Source organism: Hyphomonas jannaschiana VP2 (assembly GCF_000685215.1).
Classification (GTDB): Bacteria; Pseudomonadota; Alphaproteobacteria; order Caulobacterales; family Hyphomonadaceae; genus Hyphomonas; species Hyphomonas jannaschiana.
This window is the reverse complement of record NZ_ARYJ01000005.1, coordinates 284271-299687: the sequence shown is the minus strand read 5'-3', so window position 1 is coordinate 299687 and position 15417 is coordinate 284271. Positions and strand designations below refer to the sequence as shown.

Sequence of the window (15417 nt, the reverse complement as noted above, 5' to 3'; positions counted from 1 at the left end):
CTATAGCGGCCGGCGCATCTGGAGGAAGCGGCCGCCACCATGCCAGAGCGGGCGGTCCTCCGCGACCTCGATTTCAAAACCGAGCCGCTTATAGAGCGCCATCGACGCCTCCAGCCCATCGGTTGTTTCCAGATAGATGGATTGCCAGTCCTGCGCCTCGGCATGTTTCATCGCCGCATCCAGCAGCTTGCCGCCAATGCCCAGGCCGCGTGTCTCCGGCGTCAGCACGACCCAGCGGAGCTGGCCCGCATCGCCCCGGTCCACCACCGCCGCGCAGCCGACCGTTTCGCCGTCCATCTCGGCGAACCAGACACGGCTTGCCGGATGGGACGGAATATCGGCCTCTTCGACCGTGTGCCGCACATGATCCAGGAAGTCAGCGCCATAGTGATGCCCACCCTCCTGCTCATAGCCACGCCGGTGCAGGTCGACGATGCGCTCCACATCGCCCTCACGCCAGTCACTGCGGATATGGAATGCTTTGGTCATGACAATCGTTTCTTCGTCCGGCCTTCATGCGCGCGGGCACTTGCCGGGTCGTCCGGCCAGTCATGCTTGGGATAACGTCCGCGCATATCCTTCGCCATGTCCTTGTAACCGCCTTGCCAGAAGGCGGGCAGGTCCTGCGTTGTCGCAACGGGCTTCATGCCGGGTGACAGCATCTCGACCGTCACCGGCACACGTCCGCCCGCAATCCGCAAATGCTCTGCACACCCCCAGAAGGCCTGCGCCCTTGCAGACACGAGCGGTGCACGCGGGTCGAGATAATCCACCCACGCAGACTGGCCCGAGGGCAGTTCCAGCGACAGGGGCGCGCCTGAGCGCAGCGCTTCCTGCACCTGCCAGTCGAGCGACGCAATCAGCGCCTCGCGCACTTTATGGTCGGCGGGCACCTGCGCCCCGGCTTTCTTCAGGCAGGGCAGGAGCCAGCCCCCCGCCGTCAACATCAAGCCATCGGCGCTGAGACCTTGCGCGTCAATCAGGCCCGACTGTTCCAGCAGGGTGAGCCGCGACAGTGTCTCCTCCACCACGTCTTCTGCGCCAATGGCGGCAAAGCCCTGTTCCTGCACCGCGTTCAACATCGCCTTTGCGGCGACCTCCGCAGACGGTTTCGGCAGCGGCGTTTCCGACAACACGATGGCGCCCAGTGCTTTTACGCGCCGCGCCGTAAAACGCGCCGTTCTCGGATCAAACTCGGCCCGGTCTTCGCTGACAACTGTTCCGCTCGCCAGCGCATCTGCCTCACTGATCGGGACAGCCAGCGAAATACGCGCTTCTTTCGACGCCCCGCCAAGGTCGGCGACCACCAGCCAGTCCGATTTCGCGAGCGGGTCATTGTCCGGCAGCGTCGCGGCACGACCGGAGGCGAGCAGGAAAGTCCCCGTGCTGCCGGGGCGCTTGCGGGCCACTTCGTCCGGCCAGGCGCGGGCCAGCAGCTTTGGAAGATCGCCGGATGGTGCCGCGCCCTTGCCCCAGTTCTTCGCCTGCTGTTGCAGCACCCGGGCGCGGGGCGAGCGCTCCTGCCGGAACCGGGTGAGCCGCTCGCGCAGATCGATGGATGTTCCGCCTACGCCGCGTTCGCCTGCGAGGGCGGCCACTTCTGCCGCAAGCGCCCGTTCGCCGCCTTCCGCCCCGGCGACCAGCGCAGCCAGCCGCGGCGATAATGGCAGGCGGGACATCTCGGAGCCCAGCGGCGTGAGCCGGCCGTCTTCATCCACCGCGCGCAAGGTCAGCAACAAGTCCGTAGCCGCCTTCAGGCGGCCTGCGGGCGGCGCGTCCATCCAGGTGAGGTTGCCTGCGTCCCGCTCCCCCCATTCGGCCAGCGTCAGGACAAGGCCGGACAGATCGCTCGACAGGATTTCCGGCACCGGCGCAGGCATCAGGCCACGCGTCGCCTCTTCATCCCAAAGACGATAACAGACGCCCGGCTCAAGTCGCCCGGCCCGGCCACGGCGCTGGTCGACCGACGCGCGCGATGCGCGCACCGTGCTGAGGCGGGACCCAAGCCCGCCAATATTGTCCTCCGCCACGCGCGACAGGCCGGAATCGATCACGATCCGGACGCCCTCAATGGTCAACGCGCTTTCGGCAATGTCCGTCGCCAGAACGATTTTGCGCTTGCCCTCCGGCGCGGGCTGAACCGCCGCATCCTGTTCCGCCGGGCTGAGGGCACCGAACAATGGCGCCACGATCACATCCGGCCCGAGACCGTCCAGCCGCTCTGCCGTGCGCTGGATCTCCCCTGCCCCCGGCAGGAAAGCGAGGATGGAGCCCGTCTCTTCTCTCAGCGCCCGCCGGATCGCTGAGGCCATCCGGTCCTCGGTCCGGTCCTGCGACCGGCCGAGATAACGCGTCTCCACCGGGAACATCCTGCCTTCGCTCTCCACGACAGGCGCATCGAACACGGCCGAGACGCGGGCCGTGTCGAGCGTCGCGGACATGATGAGCAGTTTCAGGTCTTCCCGGAATGCCGCCTGGCTTTCCAGCGCCAGGGCGAGTCCAAGATCCGAATTCAGCCTGCGCTCATGGAATTCGTCGAACAGGATGGCGCCCACGCCCGCCAGTTCCGGGTCATTCAGGATCCGCCGGGTGAACAGGCCATCCGTGATCACCTCCACCACCGTGTCGGCCGAGACCTTCCGGTCGACGCGGGTCGTCAGGCCGATGCGCTTGCCAAGCGGCTCACCGAGGCTTTTCGCCATTTGCTGCGCGGCCATGCGCGCCGCGATGCGGCGCGGCTCAAGCAGGAGGATACGCCCCTCTACGACCGCCGGAAGATCCAGGAACCCCGCCAGGGACAGCGGCACACGCGTCGTCTTGCCGGCCCCCGGAGGGGCAGCCAGCACAAGCCGGGGCGCCGCGCCAAGGCGGGCAGAAATATCTCCCAGCACCTCGTCAATCGGCAGGGACGCGCGAAAATTTGCCATGGTCTGCCGCAATAAGGCCGCCCCTGCCCCTCTGGCAAGCACTGGTGGTCCGATTGCAGTGGCAGACAAAGCCCCAATTGCCTTCGCATGATCTCCTCCCTAGGGTCTGGCCAAATTCTGAGGGAGCTGTGGATGAAGTGGTGGTTTGAAATCGACCTGTGGAAGCGCGTGATTGCCGCGCTCGTGCTCGGCACAATCGCAGGCATAGCGCTGCGCGCAGGCATGGGCCCCGATGCGGCTGCGGTCTTCGCCACCGACTGGGTCAAATGGCTGGGAGACCTGTTCCTGCGCCTGATCCGGATGCTGGTCGTCCCGCTCGTCTTCTTCACGCTCGTGTCGGGCATGATTGCCATGGGCGACCCGAAACGCCTTGGCAGCCTGGGCCTGCGGACCATCGGGCTTTATTTTGGTACCACCGCCATCGCCGTGACACTGGGCCTGATCATGGCCACCCTCTTCCAGCCGGGCGCCAGCCTGTCGCCGGAAATGTTCGAGGGCGTCGATGGCAGCGCCATGGCGGATGCCGCCGCCCGGGCGGATGCGGCGGGTGGCTTCGTCGAACGCTTCCTCGCCATCGTGCCAACCAATCCATTCGAAGCCCTCGCCAAAGGCGACATCCTGCAGGTGATCTTCTTCGCCATCCTGTTCGGCGTCGGCATCATGCTGGCCGGAGACATGGGCAAGCCGGTGGCCGCCTTCTTCGATGGTGCGGCCGAAGTGATGATGAAAGTCACCGAGTTCGTCATGGAAACCGCCCCGTTCGGCGTGTTCGCCCTGATGACATGGGTGCTGGCCACGCAAGGCCTCGGCATCCTGCAGAGCCTCGGCGTGCTCGCCATCGCGCTCTACCTCGCTTGCTTCCTGCACATCATCATCACCTATGGCGGGATCATCAAATTCGTGCTGCGCCTGCCACTGATGCCCTTCTTCCGCGGCGTCACCGATGCGCAGGCCGTTGCCTATTCCACCTCTTCCTCCAGCGCGACCCTGCCGGTCACCATCGCCTGTGCCGAGGAAAACCTTGGTGTCGACAAATCAATTGCCGGCTCTGTCCTGCCGCTGGGCGCGACCATCAATATGGATGGCACCGCCATCTATATCGGCATGGTCGCCCTGTTCGGCGCGCAGGCGCTCGGCGTGGATGTGACGCTCGGCCAGTATGTGCTGGTCGCCCTGATGGCCACGCTGGTTTCGATCGGCGCGGCAGGTATTCCCAGCGCAGGCCTGCTCCTCTCCGGCATGGCGCTGCAACAGGTCGGCATTCCGCAGGAAACGGCCTATCTCGTCATCGGCTTCATCCTGCCCTTTGACCGGCTGCTCGACATGATGCGGACCCTCACAAATGTGACCGGGGATGCGACCGTGGCGACCGCCGTTGCAAAATGGGAAAACGAGTTCGACTACGACGTCTACATCGCCCGCGATCCGGTTTAACCTTCCCTGCTGCAGTCCATGCGCCTATGCTCATGGGCTGTAGGGGTTGAATTCGGGCGATGAGGCAAAACCCGTGTTGCGTATGACATTGACAGGAAAGCGCGCGTCCGCGTGAGACGGCGCCCGCGCACCGTTCCGACCTTTGGCGCGCGCCAGCTTGGCTGGACGGCGGGCGTGGCGATCATCGTGTTCGCCATTCTGGCTGCCGGGGCGGCCGGTTTCTGGCCCCTCGCCCCGATTGACCGGCTGGTCGACAGCCTCGTCGAAGGGGCACGGGGCGGCCCGCTCTATGATCTGATGCTGGTCGTCACGGCGCTGGGAGACGGCCTGTTCCTCACACTTGCGGCTGTGGTGACGGTCGCCTCCTTCCTGTTCACAGGCGCGCGCTGGCGGGCGATGTGCTATGCGCCCTGCTTCGGCTCGATGCCGGTCGTGGTGCACACAATCAAGCTCTGGATCGCGCGCGCCCGCCCGACCGACATTCCCTATACCGGCGTGGATCTGTTCAGCTTTCCGTCCAGCCACGTCGCCCATTCGGCCCTGATCTATGGCGCGATTGCCGGGCTGACCTTCGTCACTTTCCGCGGCTGGATGCGCTGGGGGCTGACCGGGTCCTTCCTGCTCCTCATCGTGATGATCGGGGCCTCGCGCATGTATCTTGGCGCGCACTGGTTTAGCGACGTGCTGGCCGGGTATGCGCTGGCCTTCCTGTTCCTGGTCATGCTGGCCATCGCCGTGGCCAAGCATCCGGAGCCACCGAAATTCTCACGCGGCATTCCGATTGCCCTGTTCGTGATCGCGGCGGCCTTTCCGATCTATCTGATGCTCTCGCTGCCGGATTCCGAGGCGCTGTACCGCGCCATCGAACTGCACCAGCGCCCGGGCACGCCGGCGGAGTCTCCGCCCTCGCCCTGAGGGGCAAAGCGGTCTACACCCCGCCTCCCATGCTGACCCGCCAGAAGACCCTGCAGCTTGCCCTGCCGATCATTGCCGCACAGGCCGCGACGGCCACGACCGGCATTGTCGATACTGCCGTCATGGGCCAGTTCGGCGACAAGGCAGACCTCGCAGCGGTCGCTATCGCTGCGGTGGCGTACAGCTTCATCTATTGGGGCTTCGGCTTCCTGCGCATGTCGACCACCGGGCTCTCCGCGCAGGCGGCCGGGCGGGGTGATGAAGCGGAGAAGCGGGCAGTCCTCTTGCGCGCGCTCTCCCTCGGCGGCGCCATCGGGCTGGCGCTGCTGATCCTCTCGCCGATCCTGAAACCCCTCGCCTTCACCGCTTTCGCCAGCACCGATCAGGTAGAGACGCTGGCGGGCGCCTATTTCGACTCCCGCATCTGGGGGGCGCCCGCCTATCTGATGGGCCTCGCCGTCACCGGCTGGATGCTGGGCACCGGACGGACCGGGCAGATGCTCGCCTTCCAGATCATGATGAACGCCGTGAATGCCGGGCTGGATACATGGTTCGTCGCAAGGCTCGGTCTCGGCCCGGCCGGTATCGGCGCAGGCACGGCGATCGCGGAATGGACGGCGCTGCTCTTTGGCCTCGCGCTGGTCTTCCCGGCTTTCCGGGGCGCTGCCCCATTGTTCGACCGTGCACGCCTCGCCGCCCTGTTCGGCGCCAACCGGGACATCATGATCCGTACACTGGCGCTGGTGCTCTGCTTTGGCTGGTTCGTCCGCTCCGGCACGATGATCTCCACCGCCGTGACTGCGGGCAATGAAGTCCTGCTGCAGTTCATTACGGTGGCCGCCTTCGTGCTGGATGGCTTTGCCTTTGTCGCGGAGAAGGAAGCCGGCGAAGCCTATGGCGCCAACAGCGCGCCGCGCCTTGCTCGGGCCATGCGGCTGACCAGTGAATTCGCCCTGATCGCCGGGCTCGGCTTTGCCCTGCTCTATTTCCTGGGCGGCGGCTGGGTCATCACGACCTTTGTTCGCGATGTCGAAGCGCGCGATGCGGCGCTTGCCTACCTGCCCTATTGCGCGCTGGTGCCGCTGATCGGCATTGCGCCGTGGCAGCTGGATGGCCTCTTCCTGGGCACCACACAGGGCCGGGCCCTGCGCAATGCAGGCGTGGCCGTCGCTGTGCTTTATATCAGTACGGACATGATCCTGCGCCCGCTCTACGGCAATACCGGCGTCTGGATCGCTTTCCTGCTGATGTATCTCTATCGCGCCGCGGCGCTTGGCGTCTATGTGCCGGGCCTGTTCCGGCGGCTTCAGACCGCCTAGAGCCCCGTTCCCACAGCTTCCGCCAGCGTCGCAAACCCATCCGCCTTCAGCAGCGCGGGCAGCCCCTTGTTGATTTCCTGCGCAAGGCCCGGCCCTTCATAGACCATGGCGGAATACAGCTGGACCGCATTCGCGCCGGCACGGATCTTGGCATAGGTATCCGCCGCACTGGCAATCCCCCCTGCCCCTATCAGGTCAAACTCGCCCTTCAGCGCGCGTGCGAATGCGGCCATAACCTCCGTTGACGGACCCATCAGCGGCGCACCGGAGAGGCCGCCCGTTTCGCCCTTGTCGGGGCTTTTCAGCGTCTCGGGACGCGCCAGAGTCGTGTTGGACACGATCAGGCCGGACAACCACGCCCCCGGCCCGCGCACGACTTCGACAATGTCGGCAATCGCTTTCTCATCAAGGTCCGGGGCGACCTTCAGGAAGACAGGCTTGCCCGACCGGTCCGTTCCTCCACACGCCGTCAGCAGGGCTTCGAGGGACGCCCGGTCCTGCAGGCCGCGCAGGCCCGGCGTATTCGGTGAGGAAATATTGATCGTCACATAGTCTGCATGCGGGGCGACAGCCCGGATGCCGGTGACATAATCCGTAACCCGGTCGTCACTGTCCTTGTTGGCGCCGACATTCGCGCCGATCGGCACCTCGCCGCGATAGGTTTTCAGATTACGGACAAAATTGTCGAGCCCGGCATTGTTGAAGCCCATCCGGTTGATGACCGCCCGGTCTTCATCCAGCCGGAACAGGCGCGGCTTCGGATTGCCGGGCTGCGGGCGCGGGGTCACCGTGCCGCATTCGACAAAGCCGAACCCAAATTTCGCCATCGCGTCCGGCACATCGCAATTCTTGTCGAACCCGGCCGCCAGCCCGACAGGTGACGGCAGCTTCAGCCCGGATTTCGGCAGAACGGTTTCCAGCGCGGGATCGGCCAGCGGCGGGTTCAGCGGCACGCCAAGGCGAAGTTTCAGCGCCTTGATCGTGGCCGTATGCGCCGCTTCCGGTGGCAGCAATTTCACGAGGCTGGCACCGAAATCGGTCAGGCTCATCAATAATCCTCCGGAAAATGCAGGGCGCCATCTTCGCCGCGCCGCAACTGCCAGACGGCATCGGCGCGGGACACTTCCAGCGGCGCATAGAGATGCGGAAACATCTGCCCGCCCCGGCTCGGCTCCCAGGTCAGCGGCGGCAGCTCCGCCACGGCGAACCGCAGCAGACGGATGCCCTTGGCGCTGGCGAAGTGGAGCCGCGCCGTTTCTTCCACCTGCGCCCGCGTCGACAGGTGGACATAGCCGTCCTGCTGGTCGATCGCCACACTGGTTACGCCAGCAGCGGACGCAGCCTGCCAGTCGTCACCGGTCAGCAATTTATAGACATGGGTTTCGCCGGTCTCGGTCATGCCCGGTATTCAGCAGGCTTTGCGGGCGCTGGCAATTGCGGCAAGCTCGTCAGGCATTGCCGGGAGAGACAAATGGCCAGGAAACGGACAGACGAGGAAATCCGCGCCATGATGCTGCCGCATGGGCGCACCATCGGCGAGGAACTAGCCGCGCTTGACGCCTTCTCCCGCCTGCTGGACTCCCGGTTCGGCCTGTTCGGCATCAAATTCGGCCTCGATTCCGTGCTGGGACTGGTCCCCGTGGTCGGCGACGCGGCGACCGGCGCCATTGGCCTGCACGCCCTCGCCACAGCGTGGCGGCTGAAGCTGCCTGCCTCGGCCTCCATCGGGATTGTCTGGAACCTCGTCGTCGACACGGCGCTGGGGTCGCTGCCGGTCGCCGGAGATGTGTTCGACATCTTCTACCGGTCGAACCGGAAGAATTACCGCATCGTGGAAAAACACCTTGTCCGCAGGGCCGAGGCCCATGCAGCTTCAGGCAAGGCTGCCCCGGTCAGGACGCGGAATTAGGCAGGCTGGCGGTCGTCACTTTCACCACATCGGTGGCGCGGGCCAGCGTCCAGCCGCCTTCCGGCGCCTGGCAGGCGGCGAAGCGGCCACGCTCCTGCCCGGCAAAGGCATAGGCCACATCGCGGCACATCACGCTGACCGTGACCGGTGCCTGTTCCGTCACCACACGGGTCACCTTGCTGACGCCCGGCGTGAAGGTGACGGTGCGCACAGTCGACTGGCCCATTTCACGGGACACGGTGCGTTCCAGCACAATGGTCAGCGTGCGGCCATCCGGCGTGATGATGGCCTGTTTCGACCCGTCGGCGCCATTGTCCAGAATGGAGCGGAAGGCCTGTCGGACGAGATCCATGTCTTCGGTCAGGACAGGCTCAGCCGAGGTGCGCTCGACACGGCCCGCAAGGAAGGCTTCCGGCGTTTGCAGCCCTGAGGTCTCGGCAAAGTCGCGCACATCGGCCTTGCCGGCGCTCATCGCGGCGGGCGCCTTGCGCGTGACGGTCTTGCCTTCATCCGGTGTGTAGGACGCACGGATCAGCTGGGCTGGTTTTGCCGGCTTGTGAGACGCCGGGACGGGCACCGGGCCTTCATAGGCGGTGAACACGATCGGCTGCGGCGCCGGGGCCTCGGCAACGGCCGGCTTTGGTGAGGCCGGTGCGGGCGCCGGGGCAATGGCAGGCGCAGAAATCGTCTGGAGGTTTGCCTGGCGGGCCTGCTGTTCGGCCAGAAGTTTCTCAGCGGCCAGCCGGTCTGCGGCAGCCTTCGCGGCGATCTGTTCCAAGCGGCGCGCTTCGGCCGCATCGGCCTCTGCCTGCGCCTTGAGGGCCGCGAGGCGAAGGCGCTCGGCCTCCTGTGACTTGGCGAGCTCGAACGCTTCCTGACGGGCGGCAGCCTCGGCGGCTTCGCGGTCGGCGCGCAGCTTGGCAAGGCGCTGGGCGTCGAGATTGGCAAGGCGCTGGGTCTCGGCCTCGGCTTCGGCCACGCGTTTCGCTTCGAGGTCAGCGAGGCGCTGCGCTTCGGCCTCGGCGGCGGCCTGACGCTGCGCTTCCAGGCGGGCGAGCCGGTCGGCTTCCACCTGCGCCACGCGGGCCGCTTCGGCCTCAGCAAGGCGCTGGCGCTCGGCTTCCTCAGCGAGGCGGGCCTGTTCAGCGGCAGCCGCAGCGGCGGCCTCTGCCTCGGCTACGCGGACGGCTTCGGCATCAGCGATGGCCTTGGCGGCGCGCAGACGGGCTTCCTTTTCGGCGGCTTCCTGCGCGAGCTTCGCCTCGGTTTCCATCTCGGCCTTGCGATCGGCCAGCATGTCGGCGACGCCCTGATAGTTGAACCAGGCTTTCGGCGCTTCGGGCTCTGCCGCGCTGGCGAGCGCGACGGCGGAGGCTCCGCCCGGTTTCAGCGCCGGGGCGAGCGCGCCGGTTTCGCTGGTGCCGGTAGCAGGTTCAACCGCCTTGTCCTTGCTTTTCAGGGCATTCTGCGCAGCCAGGACGGAAAGGCCGGCAAGGCCCAGCACGGCAAGGCCGGCAAAGGCGAGCTGAGAGACATCGCCAAGACGGGTCGACACGTCTTCGTGCTCTTCCCGTTCGGCGACCTGCGGGCGCACTTCGGGGCGCGCCGTTGCGGCGGCGGCGGATGAGACAATCGCTGGTGCAGGCGCGCGGCGTTCTTCTTCCTTGCGGGCGGCGATGTCCTCGATCACCGAGACCAGTTCTTCGTCGCTCGGCGGGGCCTGGACGGCAGGCGCAGGCACTTCGACGGCGGTTGCGGCGCGGATGCGCTCGGCTTCAGCCTTCGCGACTGCTTCAGCCTTTGCGGCAGCCTCGGCGTTCGCCCGGCGGCGGCGGGCCTCGTCGCGCACGGCATCGGCGGCGCGGCGGCTCTCCGGCGTGCTGGAGGCGCCCGGCCGGTAGAAGATGCCGGAATCGATGGCGAGGGTGGATTGCGGCCGTGCGGCCTGGCGCGCCATCAGACGCGCCCGGAAAGAGCCCGGCTCAGCAGCGTTTCCGCTGGCCTTTCTGCTGTCGTTCTGGCTGTCGATCATGACCTTAACCCCACGCTGCAGACGATTAACCTGCCCTCTTAGTTACGGTAAACGATTAATGTAACGAAAACCATGGCCCATCGAAAGCGGCTCCCCGCTTGTCAGCGACGGGCCGTCGCCTTAATGCAACAGCCTCAAGCTGCAGCGCTCAGGGAAAAATTCTCCATGTCCACGCCGAAATCCGCCCCGAAAAAGGTCGTTCTTGCCTATTCCGGGGGTCTCGACACCTCGATCATCCTGAAATGGCTGCAAACCGAGTTTGGCGCAGAAGTTGTGACTTTTACGGCCGATCTTGGCCAGGGCGAGGAACTCGGCCCCGCCCGCGAAAAGGCGCTCGCCGCCGGGGTGAAGCCGGAAAACATCTTCATCGAGGATGTACGCGAGGATTTCGTGCGCGATTACGTCTTCCCGATGTTCCGCGCCAATGCCGTCTATGAGGGCGTCTACCTGCTCGGCACCTCCATCGCCCGCCCGCTGATCGCCAAGCGCCAGATCGAGATTGCCGACATGGTCGGCGCCGACGCCGTCTGCCACGGCGCCACCGGCAAGGGCAACGACCAGGTCCGCTTCGAGCTCGGCTATTACGGCCTGAACCCGGACATCAAGGTCATCGCCCCGTGGCGCGACTGGGATTTCAAGTCCCGGACGGACCTGCTGAAATTCGCCGAATCCCACGGCATCGAGATCGCCAAGGACAAGCGCGGCGAGGCCCCCTTCTCGGTCGACGCCAACCTGCTGCACTCCTCCTCCGAGGGAAAAGTGCTGGAAGACCCGTCCCAGCCCGCGCCGGAATTCGTCCATATGCGCACGATTTCCCCGGAAGACGCCCCGGACGAACCGGAGATCATCACCATCGGTTTCGAGAAAGGCGATGCCTGTTCGATCAATGGCGAGGAAATGTCCCCGGCGACGCTGCTGACCGCCCTCAACGCCTATGGCAAGAAGCACGGCATCGGCCGGCTCGACCTCCTGGAAAACCGCTTCGTCGGCATGAAGTCCCGCGGCATCTATGAGACGCCCGGCGGCACGATCCTGCTGGTCGCCCACCGCGGCATCGAACAGGCGACGCTCGACCGCGGCGCCGCGCACCTGAAAGACGAGCTGATGCCGAAATATGCAGAGCTCATCTATAACGGCTTCTGGTGGAGCCCGGAGCGCGAAATGCTGCAGGCCGCCATCGACCATTCTCAGCGCTACGTCTCCGGCGAAGTGACGCTCAAGCTCTACAAGGGCCAGGCCTACCTGATCGGCCGCTCCAGCCCCTATTCTCTGTACTCTGAGAAGATCGTCACCTTCGAAGACGACCACGGCGCCTACGACCAGAAGGATGCGGAGGGCTTCATCCGCCTGAACGCCCTGCGGTTGCGGTTGCTGGCGGGGCGTGACCGGAAGTTCGGGAAGAATTAGAGACTCCACCTTCAATGGGAATCATGCCTACGTAACAGGGTCATGAAGGTCTCTTTTGAAAGTGTTTTTAATGATAGCGGATCAGGCTCTGATCCGGAATTCTCGCGCAGGTTTTTGGCTCAACGCAAATGGGTTATCCTATTTGCGACTTCGGTATTTTTGATACATCATAACTACCTGTCATTCACGGGTTCCTTCGGCGCTGTCGTTCTAGATATCGACAGGAATGCAATCTACGCCATAAGATCGCTTAGCGGGGCGGCGATACTTTTTGGCTTCTATATGGCTTTCTCTGTGTACGGCTATCTCACCAAGTACACCGTTACCAAACGCGATAAATTTGATCAGCTTCAGATTGAAGAGCAAGATGTGTACTCTGAATCGATCGAGTCTTTGAAGGCGCAGGTTTCGGGTCGTACCATCGAAATTCAAGCCGAAAGAGACTCTATTCGCATTTGGGAATCGCGAATTGAAGAATATGAAACTGCGCTTAAAGAGCTAGACGCAAAGTTTCCTACTGCGAAAGAAAGAAGCTCGGAAATATCATCACAACGCGCCAGAAATGCGTTGGCTGCAAAGAACGCTCTTGAGGTGACAGATGCTATCGAAGCCTTACAGATAAATAGGCTTGCAGACGATTTTCGAAGGGGGACAAATGCATTGTCGGACCCTGCGCTTGAAACGGACAGAATTGCGCGCGTTAGATCAAGGCTAGCTGCAGAATTATGGTCTGCCAACGGTGGGCTAACCAAGGTAAATCAATCAATTGAGAAGCTTGAAGCGGACCGAGATCAGCTATCCGCTCAGATTCAATCTGCCACGAACGCTCGAGCAAAAATCAATAGCAACAATCGCCGTCGCTGGACAATATTCTATTCCTCTGGTCTTCTTGCTGACCTTGTCTCCATGATCCCCACGGTTATAGGTTTGGTCTATTCTGGAATACGGTTTGCCAACACTTTTTAAGCGTCGATCCAATCCCACTTGTGGGGCAACCAAAGGGCACTCGGATGGCGAAGATCCCGACGGATGAGCGCCTGCTGGCGGAGATCTACAAGCGCTATGAGCGCGCCTTTGGCGACTTCTCCGACGAGACCAAGACCCGCTCCACAAAGATCTGGGTGCCGATCGACATAGACGCGCTGGCGCGGCGCTTCCGCTGTGACCCGGACCTCATCTTCGGCCGGCTCTATTATCACATGAACGCCAAATACGGCTCGCACACCGGCGATGGCGACAGCGTGAACATGTTCAGCCTGCGCATCGGGGGCGACCGCCACTGCGTGAACTTCCCCCTGCTGGCCAGCGTGCTGGCCGATCTGCAGGAAGACAAATCCCGCTTCCGCGTCTCCACCCGCATGGCGGCGCTGTCGCTGATCGTGTCGGCGGCCTCCATCCTGATCGCGATCTTCTGGAAAGGCGGCGCGGTGATGCTGCCCTGAGGCGGCGTAGGGTGGGTTGAGCGGAGCGATACCCACCGTTCGGACTCCCGGCACAATTGGTTTGGTGGGTATCGGCTTCGCCTCAACCCACCCTACGGATTGCGCTTCACTTCCAACTTGCGCCGTCGGGGAAGACGCGTGTAGGATAGGCCTGCCCCTCTCCCACACCCTCCCCCTGTCATCCCGGAATTTGCGCAGCAAATATCCGGGACCCAGTCCTGTAGCGGCGCTTGATTTTCTGGGTCCCGGATAAGCCCTGCGGGCTTTCCGGGATGACACTTGGAAAGGGCTCTCTATCCACACCATATCCCCGCCCGGCCATCCTGCACGTCTTCTTGAGGCGGGGGCCGGGCCGGTACCGTTCGGTTTGCCTTGGGGAGGGTTGGAGAGATTGGTTTGCACCCGGGGTAACGGCCGGGGGCGAGTCTAGAGATTCCGGTCGGGTGGGGGTAACGGGAAATACGACCTACCAAGGCCTGGACTGCTATGGCGGATCCGGTTCCATCCCTCGGGGTGTTGCTGGGCCGACCGGGCATGGCAGGTGCATCCTGTCATGAAACGGCGGACGTGCCCGCGGATATCGAAATCTCCAGTCGGCGCGGCGGGCGGTAACGCTCCACTCCGTAGCCTTTTTCAACACCAGGCGGAGCGCCACGGCGCCTGCCGCGCCATGGCCTCACTGGGGCCAGAACGTTCTGTAACCGGATGGCCCCAAGGCCATACCGGGTTAAAGTGCTGGGCCGGCCTGAAGGGCTGAGCGCAGGGTCGTCACTGCCATGAAAGCCGGGATCACCTGGCCCTCATGGCAGTTCGCACACGTCCCCACGCTGAATATATGGCTTGTTGCATTCCCAGTTTTCTTCCGTGTAGCCAAGGTGGGCGTTCTCGGGCACGTTCAGGACAACACACTTGTCGCCTGATGCGATATAGCCGCGCTCGCATTTCCAGCCGGGGCCTGACCGCGCGGAACTCAGATAGCCATGTTCCGGCACAGGGATTTCAACACAGCGGTCGCGTTCCGCCTTGTAGCCGCGCTCGCACGCCCAGCCATCATTATAGCTGAGGCCACTGAGATAGCCGTTTTCCGGCACATTGACCGGGACGCATTTGCCGTCTTTCGCCTCATAGCCCCGCTCGCAGCTCCACCGGACGCCGGACGGCTCCAGATAGGCATGATCGGGCACGTCCACCGGCACGCAGGCTTCCTCGACACGTTCGAAGCCGAACATGCAGACCCAGCCCCGCCCAAACGAGCGGTTGTTCAGATAGGCATTGTCAGGCAACTGAATGTCGGCGCAGGCGCCATCCTGCTCCTGAAAGCCGTCATCGCACTTCCAGCCTGTGTTGTAGGAATTGGCGGTTGCGTTGTCCGGCACGGTGTTTTCCGCTGTGGCGGCGCCTGCAGGAAGGAAAGCCACCAATACTGCGCACAGCAATGCAAAGGTTCCCGACCGGAGCGGCGTCCGGGCGGTAAAGGTCTGGCGAAGCATGGGGAAATCCCTTTCGGATCACGCAGCAAAAAGCCGCAATCCTCACCATCGCGCGCCAATAGTGTTCAAATTGTGTCAGGCGGGCCTATCGGCCTATTTGCCGATGTCTTCGTTCCAGAGGCCGGGATGATGGCGGATGAAATCGCCCATCATGTCGATACAGGCTGGATCGTGCAGGTCTTTCACCTCAATGCCTGCCAGCGCCAGCACATCCTGGTAGCCCTTGAAATTCACGCTTTCGCCGACCACCACGCGGGGCACGCCGAACTGGATGATCGTACCGGTGCACATCATGCAGGGCGACAGGGTCGTATACATGACCGTACCCTTGTAGCTCGCCTGCCGGCCGGCATTCTGCATGCAGGCCATTTCGCCATGCAGGATCGGGTCGGCCTTCTGGACGCGCTGATTATGCCCGCGGCCGATGATCTCGCCATCGCGCACAAGGATGGCACCGATGGGCAGGCCGCCCTCCTCCAGCCCCTTCTGCGCCTCGGCATAGGCCTCTTTCATGAAATCGGCATCGGAACGCATCATCGGCT

Annotated in this window: 14 protein-coding genes; 7 read left to right on the top strand and 7 right to left on the bottom strand. The window is 63.9% G+C overall.

The features are described 5' to 3' along the window. Both HJA_RS18015 and hrpB read right to left on the bottom strand, forming a co-directional pair. Complete coding sequence (locus HJA_RS18015; RefSeq protein WP_051597563.1) at window positions 1–489, bottom strand: GNAT family N-acetyltransferase; 489 nt, start codon at window positions 487–489, stop codon at window positions 1–3. Continuing rightward, the gene (gene hrpB / locus HJA_RS10020; protein WP_035581580.1) at window positions 486–2927 is read right to left on the bottom strand and encodes an ATP-dependent helicase HrpB; all 2442 of its coding nucleotides are present in this window, start codon (window positions 2925–2927) and stop codon (window positions 486–488) included. The genes HJA_RS18015 and hrpB overlap by 4 nt, the downstream gene beginning before the upstream one ends. A gap of 132 nt (window positions 2928–3059) precedes the next feature. Between hrpB and HJA_RS10015 the strand changes: the two genes are divergently transcribed. The 3 genes from HJA_RS10015 (at window position 3060) to HJA_RS10005 (ending at window position 6595) form a co-directional block, all read left to right on the top strand. Beyond that, on the top strand, window positions 3060–4361 hold the full coding sequence (locus HJA_RS10015) for a dicarboxylate/amino acid:cation symporter (RefSeq protein ID WP_035581578.1): 1302 nt from the start codon (window positions 3060–3062) through the stop codon (window positions 4359–4361). A gap of 111 nt (window positions 4362–4472) precedes the next feature. Next, window positions 4473–5276 (top strand): phosphatase PAP2 family protein, encoded by an 804-nt coding sequence (locus HJA_RS10010; RefSeq protein WP_035581576.1) that lies wholly within the window; start codon window positions 4473–4475, stop codon window positions 5274–5276. A 29-nt stretch (window positions 5277–5305) separates the two neighbouring features. After that, complete coding sequence (locus tag HJA_RS10005; RefSeq protein WP_035581574.1) at window positions 5306–6595, top strand: MATE family efflux transporter; 1290 nt, start codon at window positions 5306–5308, stop codon at window positions 6593–6595. On the opposite strand, the gene HJA_RS10000 is transcribed toward HJA_RS10005, so the two are convergent. Together HJA_RS10000 and HJA_RS09995 are read right to left on the bottom strand one after the other, a co-directional pair. After that, entirely contained in the window at window positions 6592–7644 is a 1053-nt protein-coding gene (locus HJA_RS10000) for a quinone-dependent dihydroorotate dehydrogenase (protein WP_035581572.1), read from the bottom strand. The two genes, HJA_RS10005 and HJA_RS10000, sit on opposite strands and share 4 nt — an antisense overlap. Then, a complete protein-coding gene (locus tag HJA_RS09995) occupies window positions 7644–7994 on the bottom strand; it encodes a DUF952 domain-containing protein (RefSeq protein ID WP_035581569.1) in 351 nt (116 codons plus the stop codon). Before HJA_RS09995 ends, HJA_RS10000 begins: the two co-directional genes overlap by 1 nt. Before the next feature lie 72 nt (window positions 7995–8066). On the opposite strand from HJA_RS09995, the gene HJA_RS09990 reads away from it, so the two are divergent. Further along, window positions 8067–8504, top strand: a complete 438-nt coding sequence (locus HJA_RS09990) for a DUF4112 domain-containing protein (RefSeq protein ID WP_051597562.1) — start codon at window positions 8067–8069, stop codon at window positions 8502–8504. Here HJA_RS09990 and HJA_RS09985 read toward each other — a convergent pair. Then, complete coding sequence (locus tag HJA_RS09985) at window positions 8488–10536, bottom strand: hypothetical protein (protein ID WP_035581567.1); 2049 nt, start codon at window positions 10534–10536, stop codon at window positions 8488–8490. The two genes, HJA_RS09990 and HJA_RS09985, sit on opposite strands and share 17 nt — an antisense overlap. A 165-nt stretch (window positions 10537–10701) precedes the next feature. Between HJA_RS09985 and HJA_RS09980 the strand changes: the two genes are divergently transcribed. From HJA_RS09980 to HJA_RS09970, 3 genes are read left to right on the top strand one after another with little or no spacing between them, the layout of a single operon-like run. Then, window positions 10702–11943 (top strand): argininosuccinate synthase, encoded by a 1242-nt coding sequence (locus HJA_RS09980; protein WP_035581565.1) that lies wholly within the window; start codon window positions 10702–10704, stop codon window positions 11941–11943. Between the two features lie 42 nt (window positions 11944–11985). Continuing rightward, window positions 11986–12909: a hypothetical protein gene (locus HJA_RS09975; RefSeq protein WP_155839917.1), complete on the top strand. Its 924-nt coding sequence runs from the start codon at window positions 11986–11988 to the stop codon at window positions 12907–12909. 44 nt (window positions 12910–12953) lie between these two features. Beyond that, window positions 12954–13385, top strand: a complete 432-nt coding sequence (locus tag HJA_RS09970) for a hypothetical protein (protein WP_035581561.1) — start codon at window positions 12954–12956, stop codon at window positions 13383–13385. Window positions 13386–14185: 800 nt separating this feature from the next. Here HJA_RS09970 and HJA_RS09965 read toward each other — a convergent pair. After that, window positions 14186–14875, bottom strand: coding sequence for a hypothetical protein (locus HJA_RS09965; RefSeq protein WP_035581559.1), 690 nt, complete (start codon window positions 14873–14875; stop codon window positions 14186–14188). A gap of 93 nt (window positions 14876–14968) precedes the next feature. After that, window positions 14969–15412 (bottom strand): nucleoside deaminase, encoded by a 444-nt coding sequence (locus HJA_RS09960; protein WP_035581557.1) that lies wholly within the window; start codon window positions 15410–15412, stop codon window positions 14969–14971. Window positions 15413–15417 lie beyond the last annotated feature (5 nt).

Excerpts from the sequence above, each read along its gene's own strand:
- HJA_RS18015 (WP_051597563.1), bottom strand. The coding sequence starts at position 489 with ATGACCAAAGCATTCCATATCCGCAGTGACTGGCGTGAGGGCGATGTG.
- hrpB (WP_035581580.1), bottom strand. The coding sequence starts at position 2,927 with ATGGCAAATTTTCGCGCGTCCCTGCCGATTGACGAGGTGCTGGGAGAT.
- HJA_RS10015 (WP_035581578.1), top strand. The coding sequence starts at position 3,060 with ATGAAGTGGTGGTTTGAAATCGACCTGTGGAAGCGCGTGATTGCCGCG.
- HJA_RS10005 (WP_035581574.1), top strand. The coding sequence starts at position 5,306 with ATGCTGACCCGCCAGAAGACCCTGCAGCTTGCCCTGCCGATCATTGCC.
- HJA_RS10000 (WP_035581572.1), bottom strand. The coding sequence starts at position 7,644 with ATGAGCCTGACCGATTTCGGTGCCAGCCTCGTGAAATTGCTGCCACCG.
- HJA_RS09995 (WP_035581569.1), bottom strand. The coding sequence starts at position 7,994 with ATGACCGAGACCGGCGAAACCCATGTCTATAAATTGCTGACCGGTGAC.
- HJA_RS09990 (WP_051597562.1), top strand. The coding sequence starts at position 8,067 with ATGGCCAGGAAACGGACAGACGAGGAAATCCGCGCCATGATGCTGCCG.
- HJA_RS09985 (WP_035581567.1), bottom strand. The coding sequence starts at position 10,536 with ATGATCGACAGCCAGAACGACAGCAGAAAGGCCAGCGGAAACGCTGCT.
- HJA_RS09980 (WP_035581565.1), top strand. The coding sequence starts at position 10,702 with ATGTCCACGCCGAAATCCGCCCCGAAAAAGGTCGTTCTTGCCTATTCC.
- HJA_RS09975 (WP_155839917.1), top strand. The coding sequence starts at position 11,986 with ATGAAGGTCTCTTTTGAAAGTGTTTTTAATGATAGCGGATCAGGCTCT.
- HJA_RS09970 (WP_035581561.1), top strand. The coding sequence starts at position 12,954 with ATGGCGAAGATCCCGACGGATGAGCGCCTGCTGGCGGAGATCTACAAG.
- HJA_RS09965 (WP_035581559.1), bottom strand. The coding sequence starts at position 14,875 with ATGCTTCGCCAGACCTTTACCGCCCGGACGCCGCTCCGGTCGGGAACC.
- HJA_RS09960 (WP_035581557.1), bottom strand. The coding sequence starts at position 15,412 with ATGATGCGTTCCGATGCCGATTTCATGAAAGAGGCCTATGCCGAGGCG.